This is a genomic window from Paracholeplasma vituli (genome assembly GCF_025446935.1).
Classification (GTDB): Bacteria; Bacillota_I; Bacilli_A; order Acholeplasmatales; family UBA5453; genus Paracholeplasma; species Paracholeplasma vituli.
On sequence record NZ_JAOEGN010000013.1, the window covers coordinates 15,661 to 29,768 of the forward strand.

Consider the following 14,108-nt stretch of genomic DNA (forward strand, 5'->3'; position numbering starts at 1 on the left):
GGTTTTGTGATAAAATACCTATAGAGCGAAGAACAAGACAAGTATAAATATCCAAATAATAGAGAGATCAGACTAGGTGAAAGTGATCACGGGCATTTAGAAGCTACTTGGGAGCGAATGGTAAACTGGCCTTAACAGTGTAAAGAGGGCTAATCCAAAACTGGGTTAGAACTAAGGTGGTACCGCGATATTGATCGTCCTTAGAATGTGAATTCTATGGACTTTTTTTTTGGAGGAAACGACATGAGATACATGACAGCAGACGAAATTAGACAAACCTGGCTTAGATTCTTTGAATCGAAAGGCCACAAGATTGAACCATCCGCATCCTTAGTGCCGATGGGGGATAAAACCTTACTGTGGATTAACGCAGGGGTTGCACCACTGAAGAAGTACTTTGATGGGTCCGCAATGCCGGTCAACCCAAGATTAACCAATATTCAAAAGTGTATTCGTACCAACGACATTGATAACGTCGGAAAAACCGCGAGACACCATACATTTTTTGAAATGCTTGGGAATTTTTCCATTGGTGACTATTTTAAACCCGAAGCGATTGAATTCGGTTTTGAACTGTTAACCAGTGAAGAATACTTCGGATTCCCAATTGAAAAACTCTATATGACTTACTATCCAGATGATTTTGTTGCGCGAGACAAATGGATTTCGTTAGGGGTAGACCCAAGTCACCTAATCCCACTTGAATCCAACTTCTGGGAAATCGGTGAAGGCCCTTCAGGACCAGATACTGAAATCTACTTTGACCGTGGTGAAGAATACGACCTCCGTGGATCTGAATTGATTGCAAATGACATTGAAAACGAACGTTTCATTGAAATTTGGAACATCGTATTCTCGCAGTACAATGCGAAACCTGGCACACCTCGTAAAGATTATAAAGAACTTCCAAACAAAAACATCGATACAGGTGCAGGTCTAGAACGCTTCGCTTGTGTTATTCAAGGTACCAAAACCAACTTTGAAACCGACCTATTTATGCCAATTATCGAACACACTGAAAGATTATCAGGAGTCAAATATGAAGGACAAATGGCATTCAAAGTCATCGCTGATCACATTAAAACGTTATCTATGGCGATTGCGGATGGTGCGATTCTATCCAATGAAGGTCGAGGCTATGTATTAAGAAGACTCTTAAGACGTGCGACCAAATATGGTAAGAAACTTGGGTTACAAGAAGCATTCTTACACTTATTAGTCGATGATGTCATCCAAATCATGGGGCATTTCTATACCAATGTTAAAGAAAATGAAAAAATGGTTAAACGCGTCATTCTTGCAGAAGAAAACAAGTTCTTAGAAACTTTAGCATCCGGTGAAAAACACTTACTTGAAGCACTAGAAGGCGTTAATGAACTTAAAAAAGAAGACGCATTTAAACTATACGATACTTATGGATTCCCAATTGAATTAACCTTAGAACTTTCTGAAGAACTTGGTAAAACTGTAGACATCGAAGGTTTCAAAGCGCTCATGGAACGTCAAAAAGAACTTTCTAGAGCGAGCCGTAACGCAGAAAACTCGATGAAGTCACAAGAAGCTGCATTCTTATCATTCAAAACCCCAAGCGTATTTATTGGGTATGATACTTTAACTTCCCGTTCTACAGTCATCAAGACATTTGATCAAGGCATTGTCTTAGACCAAACCCCATTCTACGCAACCATGGGTGGACAAGTAGCCGATTCAGGTACAATCAATGGTTATCCAGTTAAAGATGTTGTAAAATTACCGAATGGGCAAACTTTACACGTCATCGATGAATCCTTTGATGAAGGTGAAGTCGTGTACTGCGAAGTGGATTCCGAAAATCGTACACGTATTCTAAAAAACCACTCTGCAGCACATTTATTCCATAAAGCACTTAAACTGACTTTAGGCAACCATTCTAACCAACAAGGTTCACAAGTTAACGCTGCTACGATGCGCTTTGACTTTAACAACTATGAAGCGTTAACTGTGGATGAACTCTTAAAGATTGAATCCCTTGTCAATGAAGCCATTCAAAAAGACTATCCAGTTGATACTGTTGAAATGCCTTTAGAAGAAGCAAAAGCAATGGGTGCGATGGCTTTATTCGGTGAAAAATACCATGACCTCGTTAGAGTTGTAAATATGGGTAATTACTCTATAGAACTGTGCGGGGGCACGCACGTGAAGCGCACAAGTGACATTGAACGCTTCGCAATCACTTCCTACGAATCGATTGGTTCTGGAATTTACCGTGTAGAAGCTGTCACTGGGAAGTTCTTAGAAAACGATATGAAGAACGCTTTAAAACCATTTGAAGCTGAAATTGAAACCCTAGAATCTAAAGAAACTCGTTTGGTTTCTGAACTCAAACAAATGGATCCAAAATTCAGTGTCAATGCACCTTCAAGAGGTCGTCTAATTGGTTCGTATAACGACATTATCGCAGTTAGAAAATACATTGAAACCTTAAAAGAACACAACAAGCAACTGGAAAAACACATCTTGAATTTAAAACAAAAACAAGCCCTATCCAATATTGATCAATACATCACACCTGATACACCGTATCAAATTGTCATTGAAAAAAATCTGGATAAAGACATTCAGAAGCAACTCGTTGATGCAATCTATGATAAAATAAAAGCAGAAGTTGTATGTCTCATCAATGAAACCGATGAAAAACTGCTATTCCTATGCAAAACACGTAGTATGGATGCGAAAGCCATCATTCAAAAAGCCGCTTCAATATCCAATGGTTCAGGTGGCGGAAAAATGGATTTTGCACAAGGTGGGACAGCAGATAAATCGAAATTAGATGAGATTGTAAAATCTTTCAAGGAGTGGTTTAATTGATTTACTTGGGCTTAGATTTAGGTGAAAAGACTTTAGGTATCGCAAGAAGCGATTCTGGTATCTTTTCAACACCAGTCAGTACATTTAGGTTTTACGAAAACCACTACGAAGACGCAGCCAAATACATCAACAAATATATCCTAGATGAAGGTGTAGATGTGGTCGTTTTAGGGTATCCTAAACACATGAATGATGACATTGGGATTCGTGCCCAAATCAGTGAAGCATTTAAAGTGATGATTGAACAAGCAACCCAAGCAACAGTTGTTCTTTGGGATGAACGATTATCCACGTATGAAGCCTTAAGCTTAATGACCGAAATGGGCATTAATAAAGATAAACAGCGACAAAAGAAGGATGAACTTGCAGCGATGATCATCTTGCAAAGTTATTTAAACCGAAAAGGAGACTATAATGGAAGATAACAAACTAACCATCATTTACGATGGTGAAGAGGTAATTGCGGATATATTATTCACACATTACTCTGAAGTAACCGAAAAGAATTATGTTGTATTTCAATTTTCCGACCGCGATGAAATCAGCGCGGCTGTATTCGTTGAGACCGAGGGTGGCGAAGGCTACTTCGAGGATGTGCAAACTGACGAAGAATGGGAAATGCTTGATGAGTTATTAGAAAACTACTTAGGTGATGACCAGGATGACGAAGAAGCACAGGATGACGAATCTGACGAAGATTAACGAACTCAAACTAAAAGCCCAATCTCTAAAAGTACCTATCCTATCTGACGATGGGCTTTTATTTTTGATAAAGACTTTGAATGAGAATAACGTCAAATCCGTTCTCGAAATTGGCTCTGCTGTCGGGTACAGTGCTATCGCGTTGGCGCTCCACACAGGGGCTAAAGTGACGACCATTGAACGTGAAGAAGATTTAGTTCAAATGGCGAAAAAACACATTCAAGAAAATAATTTAGAAGATACCATCACCCTCATCCACGCAGACGCACTGGACGTAGAACTCGATAAAAACCTAAAGTTTGATGCGATATTTATCGATGCAGCGAAAGCACAGTACGAAAAATTCTTTAACAAATATGAACCTTACCTATCGGATTTTGGCATCATCATTACCGATAATCTCAATTTTCACAACGTCGATATCGAAACGGTATCACGTGGGACTAGAAACCTAGTCAAACGCTTAGAAGCTTTTAAAACATTCTTACAGACCCATCCAACCTATGAAAGTGAATTGTTCGATATCGGTGACGGTATGAGCATTTCAAAGAGGATTAAACCATGAAAAAACTAGTCACCCTATTTGATATAGATTCGATTACAAAACTATCTCAATACGCAGATGGCTTCATCTTAGGACATGAAGGAGTCGCAACCCGTCTTACCAGAAGTTTTACAGAAACTGAAATCATCACAGCTTCAAAACACGCACAAAAGTTGAATAAACTGATTTATATTACGATGAACCGCATCCTACACGATCAAGATGCTAAACGCTATGAAGACTTCATTAAAACAGTCGATTCTGACGCGATTACTGGCTATATTGTTGGCGACATCGGTGTCTTATCGATTGCGAAAAAACTTGGATTATCTCACAAAATCGTATACAATCCAGAAACCTTAATCGCCAATGTCTTTGACGCTCATTTTTATCATACATTAGGCATTCAAGGCGTCTACTTAGCCAAGGAAATCACCTTAGATGATATCCTTTTAATTGGTAAAGACAGACCTTATAGTCTATTTGCTTATGGACATGGCTTCTTAAATATGTTCTACTCTAAACGTCAATTGATTGAAGCTTACTTTGAGAATAAACATCAAGAGAATTTGGTTCATAATGCTAGAAATTTAACTGTAGTAGAAGAAAAAAGACCACAGTACCGTTATCCAATTCTAGAGGATGAAGGTGGAACGCATGTATTTAGAAATAACGTATATGCCTCTATTAATCATATAGATGAGCTAAAACAAGCCATTGACTTTTTAGTCATTGATACGATATTTCATGATGATAACTACGCGCTTAGAGTACTATCATTATATGAAAACCCAAATCCAGAGGAAGCCCGTTCGATTTCTCTAGCTTACAACGAAGTATGGGATGAAGGGTTCTTATTTAAGAAGACCGTCTACAAACCAAAGAAGGTGGAACTATGACTGAACTACTCGCCCCTGCTGGGGATTTAGAAAAACTCAAGATTGCCATCCTTTATGGCGCAGATGCTGTATTCATTGGTGGAATGGAGTTTAGTCTTCGTGCTAGAGCGTCTAACTTCACTCTTGAAAATATCAAAGAAGGCGCAGATTTTTGTCATAAATATGGTAAAAAACTCTACGTAACGACTAATATTATCCCACATAATGACAATATGAATGCTTTGATTGAATACTTAAAGAGCCTTGAAAGTGCTGGTGTTGACGCCATCATCGCAGCCTCACCTTATATCGTTGAAACTGCTAAAAAACATACCAAAATCCCTGTTCACATATCTACACAGCAATCGGTTGTTAATGCACCTGCCGTTGCATTTTGGAAGGATTTAGGGGCTGAGAGAGTCGTATTGGGTCGAGAACTCGATATTGATGAAATCACCTCAATCACACAACAATCGGATGTCGAAATCGAAGTCTTTATTCATGGCGGTATGTGTGCTTCCTATTCTGGACGTTGTACCTTATCTAACAACATGACTGACCGTGACGCAAACCGCGGTGGGTGTGCCCATAGTTGTCGTTGGAATTACGATTTATATGAAGGTGAAACTTTAATTTCTGATGAACAAATGCCGTTTTCAATGAGTTCAAAAGACCTTCAAACACTCGCATATATTCCTAAATTGATTGATGCGAATGTAGCTTCACTCAAAATTGAAGGTCGTATGAAATCGATTCACTATATCGCAACTGTTGTGAGAAGCTACCGTTTACTCATCGACGAATATGTTGAAACGGGCAGGATCAAAGACATATCAATCTATGAAAAAGAGATTCGTAAAGCCGAAAATCGTTTAACCTCATTCGGATTTCTTGGTGGGATTCCCAAAGCCGAACAGCAACTGTATAACTTAAGAAGCGAAGAACCTACAAAAGAATTCTTAGGACTTGTTGTCGACTACGACAAAGAAACCCAAATCGCAACCATCGAACAACGCAACCATTTTGTTAAAGGTGAAACCGTTGAAATGGTGGGGCCAAGAGTGTCACATACGTTTACGATGGGCGATATTAGAGATGCCGAAGGTAACCTTTTAGATGCAGCAAGACACCCTAAACAAATCTTAAAAATCGCTTTACCTTTTGAAGTACAACCTTACGATATGTTAAGAAAGGTTTTGTCAAATGATAATTGAGAAGGATGGTAAGCAATTACCGTACATCATCATTTCAAAACCGATTAAGAATGCCTATTTTAGGGTAAAAAATAATCAAATTGTCGTAACTAAAGGCCCGAGAATTCCGCTTCAAGTGATAGAAAAACGATTAGATGATTACTTTGATCACTTCTATAAACTCATTGAAGGAAAAAAAGTCGATGATCAACAAATCGCACTATTTGGTCAACACTATGATCTCGAATGGGTTATTGGACATCCATTTAACTACGAAGTTAAAGACACAATACGAATTTGGATACCGAACCAGGAACTAAAGGAAAAAGCATTACAAACCTTTTATGGACAACAACTGAAAAACCTTTTAGATTCGTTAGATTCTTGGCTAGTAGAAGCGTTAAAACCGTTTAACTTATCGCCACTCCCCACCAAGATTAAATACTTAAAATCGAAGTTTGGAAGCTGTCATACTCGTAAGAAAGAAATCACGATGAATGCGTACTTAGCTAAACTCGAACCGATTTATACTAAATACGTTTTATTACACGAGTACGCACACTTGATTGTCCCTAATCATCAAAAACCGTTTTACGATGTCTTAGACCTTATGATGCCTGGTCACAAGACCATTCAAAAGGCCCTTAGAAAACACCATATTTAACTATCAAAATATTGAAAACTAGTGTATAATTATACAATGTAAAAACAAGGAGTGATTTTATGGCAAAAAATAAACAAGTCTTTGAACTAACTCAAGAAGGGGTAGACCAACTTAGAAGTGAATTAAACTACCTAAAAGACGTAAAAAGACCTGAAAACGTCATCGCTTTACAAGAAGCACGTGCTCAAGGTGACCTTTCTGAAAACGCCGATTATGACGCTGCAAGAGATGAACAAGCGCGTATTGAAGCCCGTATTAAAGAAATTGAAAATATCTTAGAAAACTTCAAGCTCATCAAAGCTTCCAATGATAACCGTGTAACTACTGGTAAAACTGTAGTATTACACTTTGTTGAGAAAAATAAAACCGCTGAATACCAATTGGTTGGTACAATTGAAGCCAATCCAATGCTCAATAAGATTTCCACAGATTCCCCAGTGGGCAAAGCTATTCAAGGTACCATTGAAGGCGACACCGTTGAAGTACATTTAGAAACAGGAAAGACCTTCCACATACAAATTGTTGAAGTTAAATAACATGAAAAAGGGAAGATACATCCATTTTGTCCCAAGCGAATATCAAAAATCGGTGAAAAACATCGATTTTTTACACTTATATCAAGAGGGGTTTCGCGTCATTTTTATCGATATCGACAATACGCTTGTATCCTATAAAGAGCACCATCTTACCGAGGACTTAATTGGATTTCTAAATCAACTTGAACAAACCGGTTTTAAAATTGTTTTAATATCGAACAATAAGCAAGCACGTGTAGAAACTTTTGTTGGAGATCATGCATATAAGTTTGTTTATAGTGCTAAAAAACCATTAAAAAGAGGTTTTCGTAAAGGCTTAAAATTAGTCAATGAAACCAATACTAGAAAGGTAGTACACATTGGAGATCAAGTGATGACCGATATCCTTGGTGGCAATCGTATGGGCTTTTACACCATTTTAGTCTCCGCGATTGAACGTAAGTCGGATATTCTACCGACACGCATCAACCGTAAAATGGAAGCTTTCTTCATCAAAAAAGTGAAAAAGCACCAACCCGAATTATACGAAAAGAGGTTATTGCCTTATGTTGAAACGCTGTAGCGGTTGTGGAGTGATACTCCAAACCGAAGACGATACCAAAGCAGGCTTTGTTAAAGACTTAAGTCATGAACTTTGTTTGGATTGTTTTAATTTAAAGAACTATTCCAAAGTGAATTCGGTTACCATTCATCCAGGTGAAATGCCTGTAATAAAAGAAGAAGCCTTAATCCTTTATGTATTATCCATTAATCATTTATCCCTAAGACTTAAATATCGTCTTGACCGTCATTTTCCAAATTCACCCGTCATTCTCGTATTGAACCATATCGATACGCTTGACAGTTCCGTGAATTTAAACAAAATGATTCAAAAAATCCGTCAAGAAGCCAACAAACTTCAAATGAAGTTTGTTGACATCGTGCCAATTTCAGCGCTACAAAACAAATACATTGACGTACTCATGGAATCGATGGAATACCATCAAAAAAACCGTAATGTCTATTTGGTTGGCTTTCAAAATAGTGGAAAGTCACTGTTATTTAAACGAATTGCGAATCGTTTAGCGATTGAAACAACGGTCTTATCAGGCAAAAAACCTGGTTTGACACTCGCTGACTTTAGTATTCCATTTCATGGTGCTAAACTTACCGATACCCCAGGCATCTATTTACCAGGTTCCATCGCATCCTTCTTACCATTTGACGCTTACAAAGACCTGTTGATAGAGTCTAGAGTAAAACCAAAAATCTATCAATTGAATGAACAACAAAGCCTATTCTTTGGCGGGTTGTGTGCTGTATCATATCTCGAAGGTGGCTTTAAGGGGATTGCGTGCTACGCCTCGAATGCCTTAGAAATTCATCGTACCAAATACGACGAAACATATGAAAAGTTCAAGAGTCAACAAGATACATTTAAACATCAAATAAAAGATCAAAAATTTGTTAAGAAACTCTTTAAACTCAATCCAGATATAGCCTATGAACTCGCTATTTCTGATTTCGCAATGGTCCATCTAAAAGGTAAAGCCGTAATTGAGGTCTATTTACCTGATACTATGCGCGTTGTGTTAGAGGAGGCGCTCTATTGAGCCTAGTCGACTTAGTTACAGAAAAACTAAAGCCTTATCCAAAACGTCTTGAACATGTCTTAGGCGTTAAAGAACGCGCTTTAGAATTTCAAAAAATCTATGGCGGAAACGCCGAAGCCATTGAAACGGCAGCCTTACTTCATGATTACTTTAAATACGATTCTATCGAGGTTCAAAAGCGCTATATTCCAGCAAATGAAATCGAAAAATATCAAAGTGTTCCAGTTGCTTACCACGCGCTTTCTGCTGCGTATTATGCGAAAGACCACTTAGGGATCAATGACCCTATTGTATTTGAAGCAATTTACTACCATATTTGGGGTAAAACCGAAATGAAGTTAGAAACGATGATTCTCGCAACTGCTGATTTTTGTGAGAAAAACCGAACTTTTAGTGGTGCTAAAAAAGTGTATGAACTCGCATTAAAAGACTTACAACAAGCCTTTATACTCAGTTTAGAATACACCATTGAATATTTAAAGAAAGATGGGATTAACCCATTTTATGAACAAATCGAAGTCTTAAACTATTACAAGGAGAACACATGGAATTACTAGAGAAAATAATTAAAACCATTGACATCGTCAAAGTATCTGATGTCAAAATTTATGATATGGAAAAAAGCTCACCGTTTTTTGATTATGTCGTTGTAGCAACCGCGAATGAACGTCAATCTATCGCACTCATTACCTATTTAAAAGAATCCGTTGGGACGGATCAAATTCGTGGATTTGAAGGAAAAACCGGAGGCTGGTTATTGGTTGACTTAGGGGATGTAGTCCTTCATTTATTCTCAAAAGAAATGCGCGAATACTACGGTTTTGACAAGCGCTTGATGACATTAAAACAAATCGAGATTAAAGCTTAATCATGAGCTTTTCAGATTTATATGTCCGCTTGATTGAGGACATTGATTACATCGAAATCATCGATTTTATCACAAAACAACTAAAACCGTCAGATGTCATCTTGGACGCTGGGTGTGGATCTGGTGTAATTTTATCACCGCTCATTCAAAAAGGTTTTGATGTTACTGGTATAGATATCGATGAAGAGATGTTATCCTATGCTCAAAAAGCCTTAGGACATCAGGGGAAACTCTTTATTCACGATCTCAGAGAACCGCTCGGATTAACCTTTGATGTCATTTTGATGTTCAACGATGTCATCAATTACTTTAAAGGGGCCAAGACAGTCTTAATGAACTTAAAACGAGCTTTAAAACCGGGTGGTATGTTGTTGTTTGATTTTTATAAGGTTGATTATTTAACCGAAATGGATGGTTATGTCGAATCTGAGAATAACCCTGTGGTCTACACTTGGAAAACCAAAACAAGTCATAACAAACTCATTCATCAAATTGAAACCGAACAAGAAGACTACCAAGTTATTCAGTATGTATACGAACCGGGTTATTATATCGGGATACTGAAATCCCTGGGTTTAAAAGTGACGATACTTGAAGGTCCAGACGAACGAAAACTGTATATTAAAGCGACAAAATAGATTTTTAGAATAAAACCACTAGCTTTAGGGTGATGTTATTCTGAGAATCTTTTTTCTTTTTATTCTTAACACATCGGTATCATCTATATGAGGTGATTATAGATGATTAAACGAATGTTACCCTTATTAGGCTTACTTACTGTATTGACTATTCTCTTGATTTGGCCAAATATCCCAAAAACCCAAACTAAAGCTGTCGAAGAACCTATTTATATCGAAGTTGAGATTACAGGTGCAGTTCATATCCCTGGGGTATATAGGGTCATTTCAGGCACCAACTTAGGTGACTTGATTCAATACGCTTTAGGGACCAAAGCGACAGCAGACTTGAGTCAAATTGAAAACGCAACTTTATTACTACCAAATGTAAGATATACCATACCATTTAAAGAAGAAAGTAAAGATGAGACCAAAATTAACATCAATAAAGCTACCCTAATTGAATTGATGTCTTTACCTGGAATTGGTCAAGTCACTGCACAAAAAATCATCGATTACCGAGTCAAACAAGGTCCGTTCATGAGAATTGAAGACATTCAAGAAGTCTCAGGGATTGGAGCTCAAACCTTTGAACAAATTAAAGCGTTTATTACCCTCTAGTCACATCCATTTATATCTATTCGGTATTGTACTATTTGAATTGAGTATAATTCATTATTGGATCAGTATTCTTGGGGTTGTCTATTTAATATGGATTCGAAAACTGAAATGTTCTAAAGCAATTTATATCATTTTAATCATTTACGCATCCGTATCACTGGTGTATAAAGCGATACCAAAATATCACGGGAATGAAGGTGTAATTATTCGCATCGAAACTGTGAAATCTGGGTATCGATATACTTTAAAAGATGGTTTGTTCAATGTGCATTTATATACGAAAGAGACTCTAAAAGTTGGGGATGTGGTTTTGTTAGAAGGTAGACTTGAAACCTACGAAACGAGTCAGTTTAAGGGGGATTTTTCACCGAATACCTACTTTAAATCACGATTCATTGAAGGTGTATATTATCAACCAAAAATAGAAGTCATTGACCACATTTGGGCCCCTCATGAAATTCATAATGATTTGAATAGACACATCGAAACCCTACCTGAACAGACTCAAATATTCGTTAAAAGCTTGTTTCTTGGGGTGTTTGAAACAGATCAAAAAGAGGGTATCTCTAAAGTCGGAATTACCCATCTATTTGTTTTGTCAGGGTTACATGTAACGGTTTTAATCGGGTTATTGAACAAACTATTGTTTTTTATACCGAAACGCTATAGACTCATTATTGAATCGATTGTGTTATTCAGTTATTTGGTAATTACACTCTTTCCAATATCGCTCATTAGAGCGGTTTTACAGTATGTGATTTGTGAAGTATTGAACTATAAAAAGTTCCAGTATACCCGATTAGACGCATTTAGTTTTACGGGGATAATGATGTTAATCATCAACCCTTACTTTATCCATAATATGGGGTTTCAACTGACATTTATTGTGAGTTTTATCTTTTTAATAAGTACATATAAGTCAGACTTTGTGGGACAGTGGTGTTCAACTTTCTTCGCACAAACCGCGGTTTTACCCATTACCTCTAAAATAACCAATCAAGTCTATCCCATCGGTTTTTTTGTTTCCCCCTTTTTTATTCCTTTATTCACCTATGTGTTGATGCCGCTATCTTGGGTATCGTTATATCGTCCAATAGGTGAAGCTTTAAACCCTGTTTTTTCATCAGTAATGACGTTAATTCAACTTTTGGAAACAAATGCTTTAGGCTTTTCTATACCACGGATTACTGGGGTTTTTGCCCTCATTTACTTTGGGTTATGGATCTACTTAAAATTAAGTGACTCTCTTGAAAAAGGAGTCTATCGATTTACCATACTTGTGATTTTTATATTGATTTTCCCCTATTATAAGGCTTTTGACCCAACAGGATCTGTGACATTTCTATCGGTCGGACAAGGGGACACCACGATTATTAGGCGACCTTACGGGTCTTGTACGGTGGTGATTGATACGTTTGGAGATGTCGTAGATTATTTGAATCAAAACCATATTAGAGAAATTGATTATCTTGTCCTTACGCATGGGGATTATGATCACGATAAAGAAGCGAATGCAATCTTAGAAGCGTTTGAAGTAAGACACTTAGTCGTCTCACTTTATCACGATGTTTCACCGTATAAACTAAATTATCGTAAATTGTTACGTGCTGATAAAGGAGATGAACTTTCGTGTGGGGATATTGAGTTGAGTGTGTTGGCTCCTATAAGGAGGTATCAAAGCTCAAATGATCAATCAATCGTCCTTCAAACGAACATCGAAGGGACTAGGTATTTATTCACAGGCGATGTCGAGTTTGAAGCTGAACAAGATTTAGTTCAAATCTTTGGTCAAAGTCTTCAAAGTGACATTCTAAAAGTAGGGCACCACGGTTCAAAGTCTTCGACCAATGTCGCCTTTCTAAAATCTGTGAATCCGAAGATAGCGGTTGTGTCGGTTGGAAATCAAAACTACTTTGGTCATCCCCATAAAGAAGTCATAAATCGATTGAATAAAAATGGTGTAAAAATCTATCAAACGAATGTGAATCAGACCATCACGTTTTGGAATCTCCCATTTTATCGACGTTATCTCATTTTAGTGCACAAACCTGGTTAAAATATAGTATAATATTGAGTAAGAAAGAGGGAGATTTCATGCCTGATTTAATGTATCTATATATAGGTAATGATGCGTTCTTAGTTGAAAATGCTGTAGAACAGTTGGTAAGAAAATTGGATGTCGATCCATTCAACGTTCTCACCTATGATTTAGATGAACATGGCCTAGATGAATTACTACAGGAAATGAATACCATTTCTTTTTTTGCGGATAAGAAAATCATCAAAGTCAAACACCCATGGTTTTTTTATGAAGAAAGAAATGACGACTACTTGCCAGATTTAATCAAATACTTTCACAACTCAAACGAAGATACGACGATTATTTTCTTGTTAGAACGAGGTATGGACTCTAGTCTACCAGCAACCAAAGAAGCGAAGAAGTATGTCCGAATTGAAACCGTTGCGGATATGGCGAAGGAAGACTTTAAACCGTATGTTAAAAAAGCATTTGAATCCCTGAAGTATACGATTGAAGATTTAGCCGTTGATGAACTCTTAGAACGTACAAACTACGATATATCTATGCTTAATAATGAAATTGCCAAACTTAAATTATTTGCTTTTGACGATAAAAAAATTGCATTAAAGGATATTAAGCAACTGGTTGCGAGAAACTTAGAAGAAAACATCTTCGAACTCACTAATGCGGTATTAGCTAAGAACAAGAAGCGTATCCTTGAAGTCTATTATGATTTATTAGAGAAGAATGAAGACCCCATTCGAATCATTTTTAATATCGCATCGAAACTTAAAGAAACCATTCAAACCAAACAGTTATTAGAAAAAGGTTATAATCAAGAAGCGATTTCATCCTACTTCAACGTGAAGTCCTCTAAAGCGTATTATATGGTTAAGAATGCTCAACAATTATCTAAAGCAAGTTTAGAAGGTTTATATGAAAAATTATCGAATTTAGACTATGATATTAAGTCTGGTCGAATGGATAAAAAACTAGGATTAGAATTATTTTTATTGGAGATTTAGG

16 protein-coding genes and 1 other annotated feature are annotated in these 14,108 nt (G+C 37.1%); all 16 genes read left to right on the plus strand.

Annotation, left to right across the window (positions count from 1 at the left end):
- Positions 1 to 19: 19 nt before the first annotated feature.
- Positions 20 to 205, plus strand: a binding site (T-box leader).
- 38 nt (positions 206 to 243) lie between these two features.
- The 16 genes from alaS (at position 244) to holA (ending at position 14,107) form a co-directional block, all read left to right on the plus strand.
- Entirely contained in the window at positions 244 to 2,847 is a 2,604-nt protein-coding gene (gene alaS, locus N7603_RS06915; protein WP_262096686.1) for an alanine--tRNA ligase, read from the plus strand.
- Positions 2,844 to 3,272 carry a Holliday junction resolvase RuvX gene (gene ruvX / locus N7603_RS06920; protein ID WP_262096687.1) on the plus strand — a complete coding sequence of 143 codons (429 nt, stop codon included), beginning with the start codon at positions 2,844 to 2,846 and terminating at the stop codon, positions 3,270 to 3,272. Before alaS ends, ruvX begins: the two co-directional genes overlap by 4 nt.
- Complete coding sequence (locus N7603_RS06925; RefSeq protein WP_262096688.1) at positions 3,262 to 3,549, plus strand: DUF1292 domain-containing protein; 288 nt, start codon at positions 3,262 to 3,264, stop codon at positions 3,547 to 3,549. Before ruvX ends, N7603_RS06925 begins: the two co-directional genes overlap by 11 nt.
- On the plus strand, positions 3,527 to 4,114 hold the full coding sequence (locus tag N7603_RS06930) for an O-methyltransferase (RefSeq protein ID WP_262096689.1): 588 nt from the start codon (positions 3,527 to 3,529) through the stop codon (positions 4,112 to 4,114). The genes N7603_RS06925 and N7603_RS06930 overlap by 23 nt, the downstream gene beginning before the upstream one ends.
- Complete coding sequence (locus tag N7603_RS06935; RefSeq protein WP_262096690.1) at positions 4,111 to 4,992, plus strand: peptidase U32 family protein; 882 nt, start codon at positions 4,111 to 4,113, stop codon at positions 4,990 to 4,992. The genes N7603_RS06930 and N7603_RS06935 overlap by 4 nt, the downstream gene beginning before the upstream one ends.
- A complete protein-coding gene (locus N7603_RS06940) occupies positions 4,989 to 6,185 on the plus strand; it encodes a peptidase U32 family protein (RefSeq protein ID WP_262096691.1) in 1,197 nt (398 codons plus the stop codon). The genes N7603_RS06935 and N7603_RS06940 overlap by 4 nt, the downstream gene beginning before the upstream one ends.
- Positions 6,175 to 6,828 (plus strand): M48 family metallopeptidase, encoded by a 654-nt coding sequence (locus N7603_RS06945; protein ID WP_262096692.1) that lies wholly within the window; start codon positions 6,175 to 6,177, stop codon positions 6,826 to 6,828. Before N7603_RS06940 ends, N7603_RS06945 begins: the two co-directional genes overlap by 11 nt.
- Positions 6,829 to 6,887: 59 nt before the next feature.
- On the plus strand, positions 6,888 to 7,364 hold the full coding sequence (gene greA, locus N7603_RS06950) for a transcription elongation factor GreA (RefSeq protein ID WP_262096693.1): 477 nt from the start codon (positions 6,888 to 6,890) through the stop codon (positions 7,362 to 7,364).
- 1 nt (position 7,365) lies between these two features.
- The gene (locus tag N7603_RS06955) at positions 7,366 to 7,926 is read left to right on the plus strand and encodes a YqeG family HAD IIIA-type phosphatase (protein WP_262096694.1); all 561 of its coding nucleotides are present in this window, start codon (positions 7,366 to 7,368) and stop codon (positions 7,924 to 7,926) included.
- Positions 7,910 to 8,956, plus strand: coding sequence for a GTPase (locus N7603_RS06960; protein WP_262096695.1), 1,047 nt, complete (start codon positions 7,910 to 7,912; stop codon positions 8,954 to 8,956). The genes N7603_RS06955 and N7603_RS06960 overlap by 17 nt, the downstream gene beginning before the upstream one ends.
- Positions 8,953 to 9,513 (plus strand): bis(5'-nucleosyl)-tetraphosphatase (symmetrical) YqeK, encoded by a 561-nt coding sequence (gene yqeK / locus N7603_RS06965; RefSeq protein ID WP_262096696.1) that lies wholly within the window; start codon positions 8,953 to 8,955, stop codon positions 9,511 to 9,513. Before N7603_RS06960 ends, yqeK begins: the two co-directional genes overlap by 4 nt.
- Positions 9,501 to 9,824: a ribosome silencing factor gene (gene rsfS, locus N7603_RS06970; RefSeq protein WP_262096698.1), complete on the plus strand. Its 324-nt coding sequence runs from the start codon at positions 9,501 to 9,503 to the stop codon at positions 9,822 to 9,824. The genes yqeK and rsfS overlap by 13 nt, the downstream gene beginning before the upstream one ends.
- A 2-nt stretch (positions 9,825 to 9,826) precedes the next feature.
- The gene (locus N7603_RS06975) at positions 9,827 to 10,462 is read left to right on the plus strand and encodes a class I SAM-dependent methyltransferase (RefSeq protein WP_262096699.1); all 636 of its coding nucleotides are present in this window, start codon (positions 9,827 to 9,829) and stop codon (positions 10,460 to 10,462) included.
- Positions 10,463 to 10,564: 102 nt separating this feature from the next.
- A complete protein-coding gene (locus N7603_RS06980) occupies positions 10,565 to 11,062 on the plus strand; it encodes a ComEA family DNA-binding protein (RefSeq protein ID WP_262096700.1) in 498 nt (165 codons plus the stop codon).
- Positions 11,031 to 13,118 (plus strand): DNA internalization-related competence protein ComEC/Rec2, encoded by a 2,088-nt coding sequence (locus N7603_RS06985; protein WP_262096701.1) that lies wholly within the window; start codon positions 11,031 to 11,033, stop codon positions 13,116 to 13,118. The genes N7603_RS06980 and N7603_RS06985 overlap by 32 nt, the downstream gene beginning before the upstream one ends.
- A gap of 38 nt (positions 13,119 to 13,156) precedes the next feature.
- Complete coding sequence (gene holA / locus N7603_RS06990) at positions 13,157 to 14,107, plus strand: DNA polymerase III subunit delta (protein WP_262096702.1); 951 nt, start codon at positions 13,157 to 13,159, stop codon at positions 14,105 to 14,107.
- Position 14,108 lies beyond the last annotated feature (1 nt).

Bases quoted from the DNA above. Each gene is read 5' to 3' on its own strand.
- alaS (WP_262096686.1), top strand. From the start codon at position 244: ATGAGATACATGACAGCAGACGAAATTAGACAAACCTGGCTTAGATTC.
- N7603_RS06925 (WP_262096688.1), top strand. From the start codon at position 3,262: ATGGAAGATAACAAACTAACCATCATTTACGATGGTGAAGAGGTAATT.
- N7603_RS06930 (WP_262096689.1), top strand. From the start codon at position 3,527: ATGACGAATCTGACGAAGATTAACGAACTCAAACTAAAAGCCCAATCT.
- N7603_RS06935 (WP_262096690.1), top strand. From the start codon at position 4,111: ATGAAAAAACTAGTCACCCTATTTGATATAGATTCGATTACAAAACTA.
- N7603_RS06940 (WP_262096691.1), top strand. From the start codon at position 4,989: ATGACTGAACTACTCGCCCCTGCTGGGGATTTAGAAAAACTCAAGATT.
- N7603_RS06945 (WP_262096692.1), top strand. From the start codon at position 6,175: ATGATAATTGAGAAGGATGGTAAGCAATTACCGTACATCATCATTTCA.
- greA (WP_262096693.1), top strand. From the start codon at position 6,888: ATGGCAAAAAATAAACAAGTCTTTGAACTAACTCAAGAAGGGGTAGAC.
- N7603_RS06955 (WP_262096694.1), top strand. From the start codon at position 7,366: ATGAAAAAGGGAAGATACATCCATTTTGTCCCAAGCGAATATCAAAAA.
- N7603_RS06960 (WP_262096695.1), top strand. From the start codon at position 7,910: ATGTTGAAACGCTGTAGCGGTTGTGGAGTGATACTCCAAACCGAAGAC.
- rsfS (WP_262096698.1), top strand. From the start codon at position 9,501: ATGGAATTACTAGAGAAAATAATTAAAACCATTGACATCGTCAAAGTA.
- N7603_RS06975 (WP_262096699.1), top strand. From the start codon at position 9,827: ATGAGCTTTTCAGATTTATATGTCCGCTTGATTGAGGACATTGATTAC.
- N7603_RS06980 (WP_262096700.1), top strand. From the start codon at position 10,565: ATGATTAAACGAATGTTACCCTTATTAGGCTTACTTACTGTATTGACT.
- holA (WP_262096702.1), top strand. From the start codon at position 13,157: ATGCCTGATTTAATGTATCTATATATAGGTAATGATGCGTTCTTAGTT.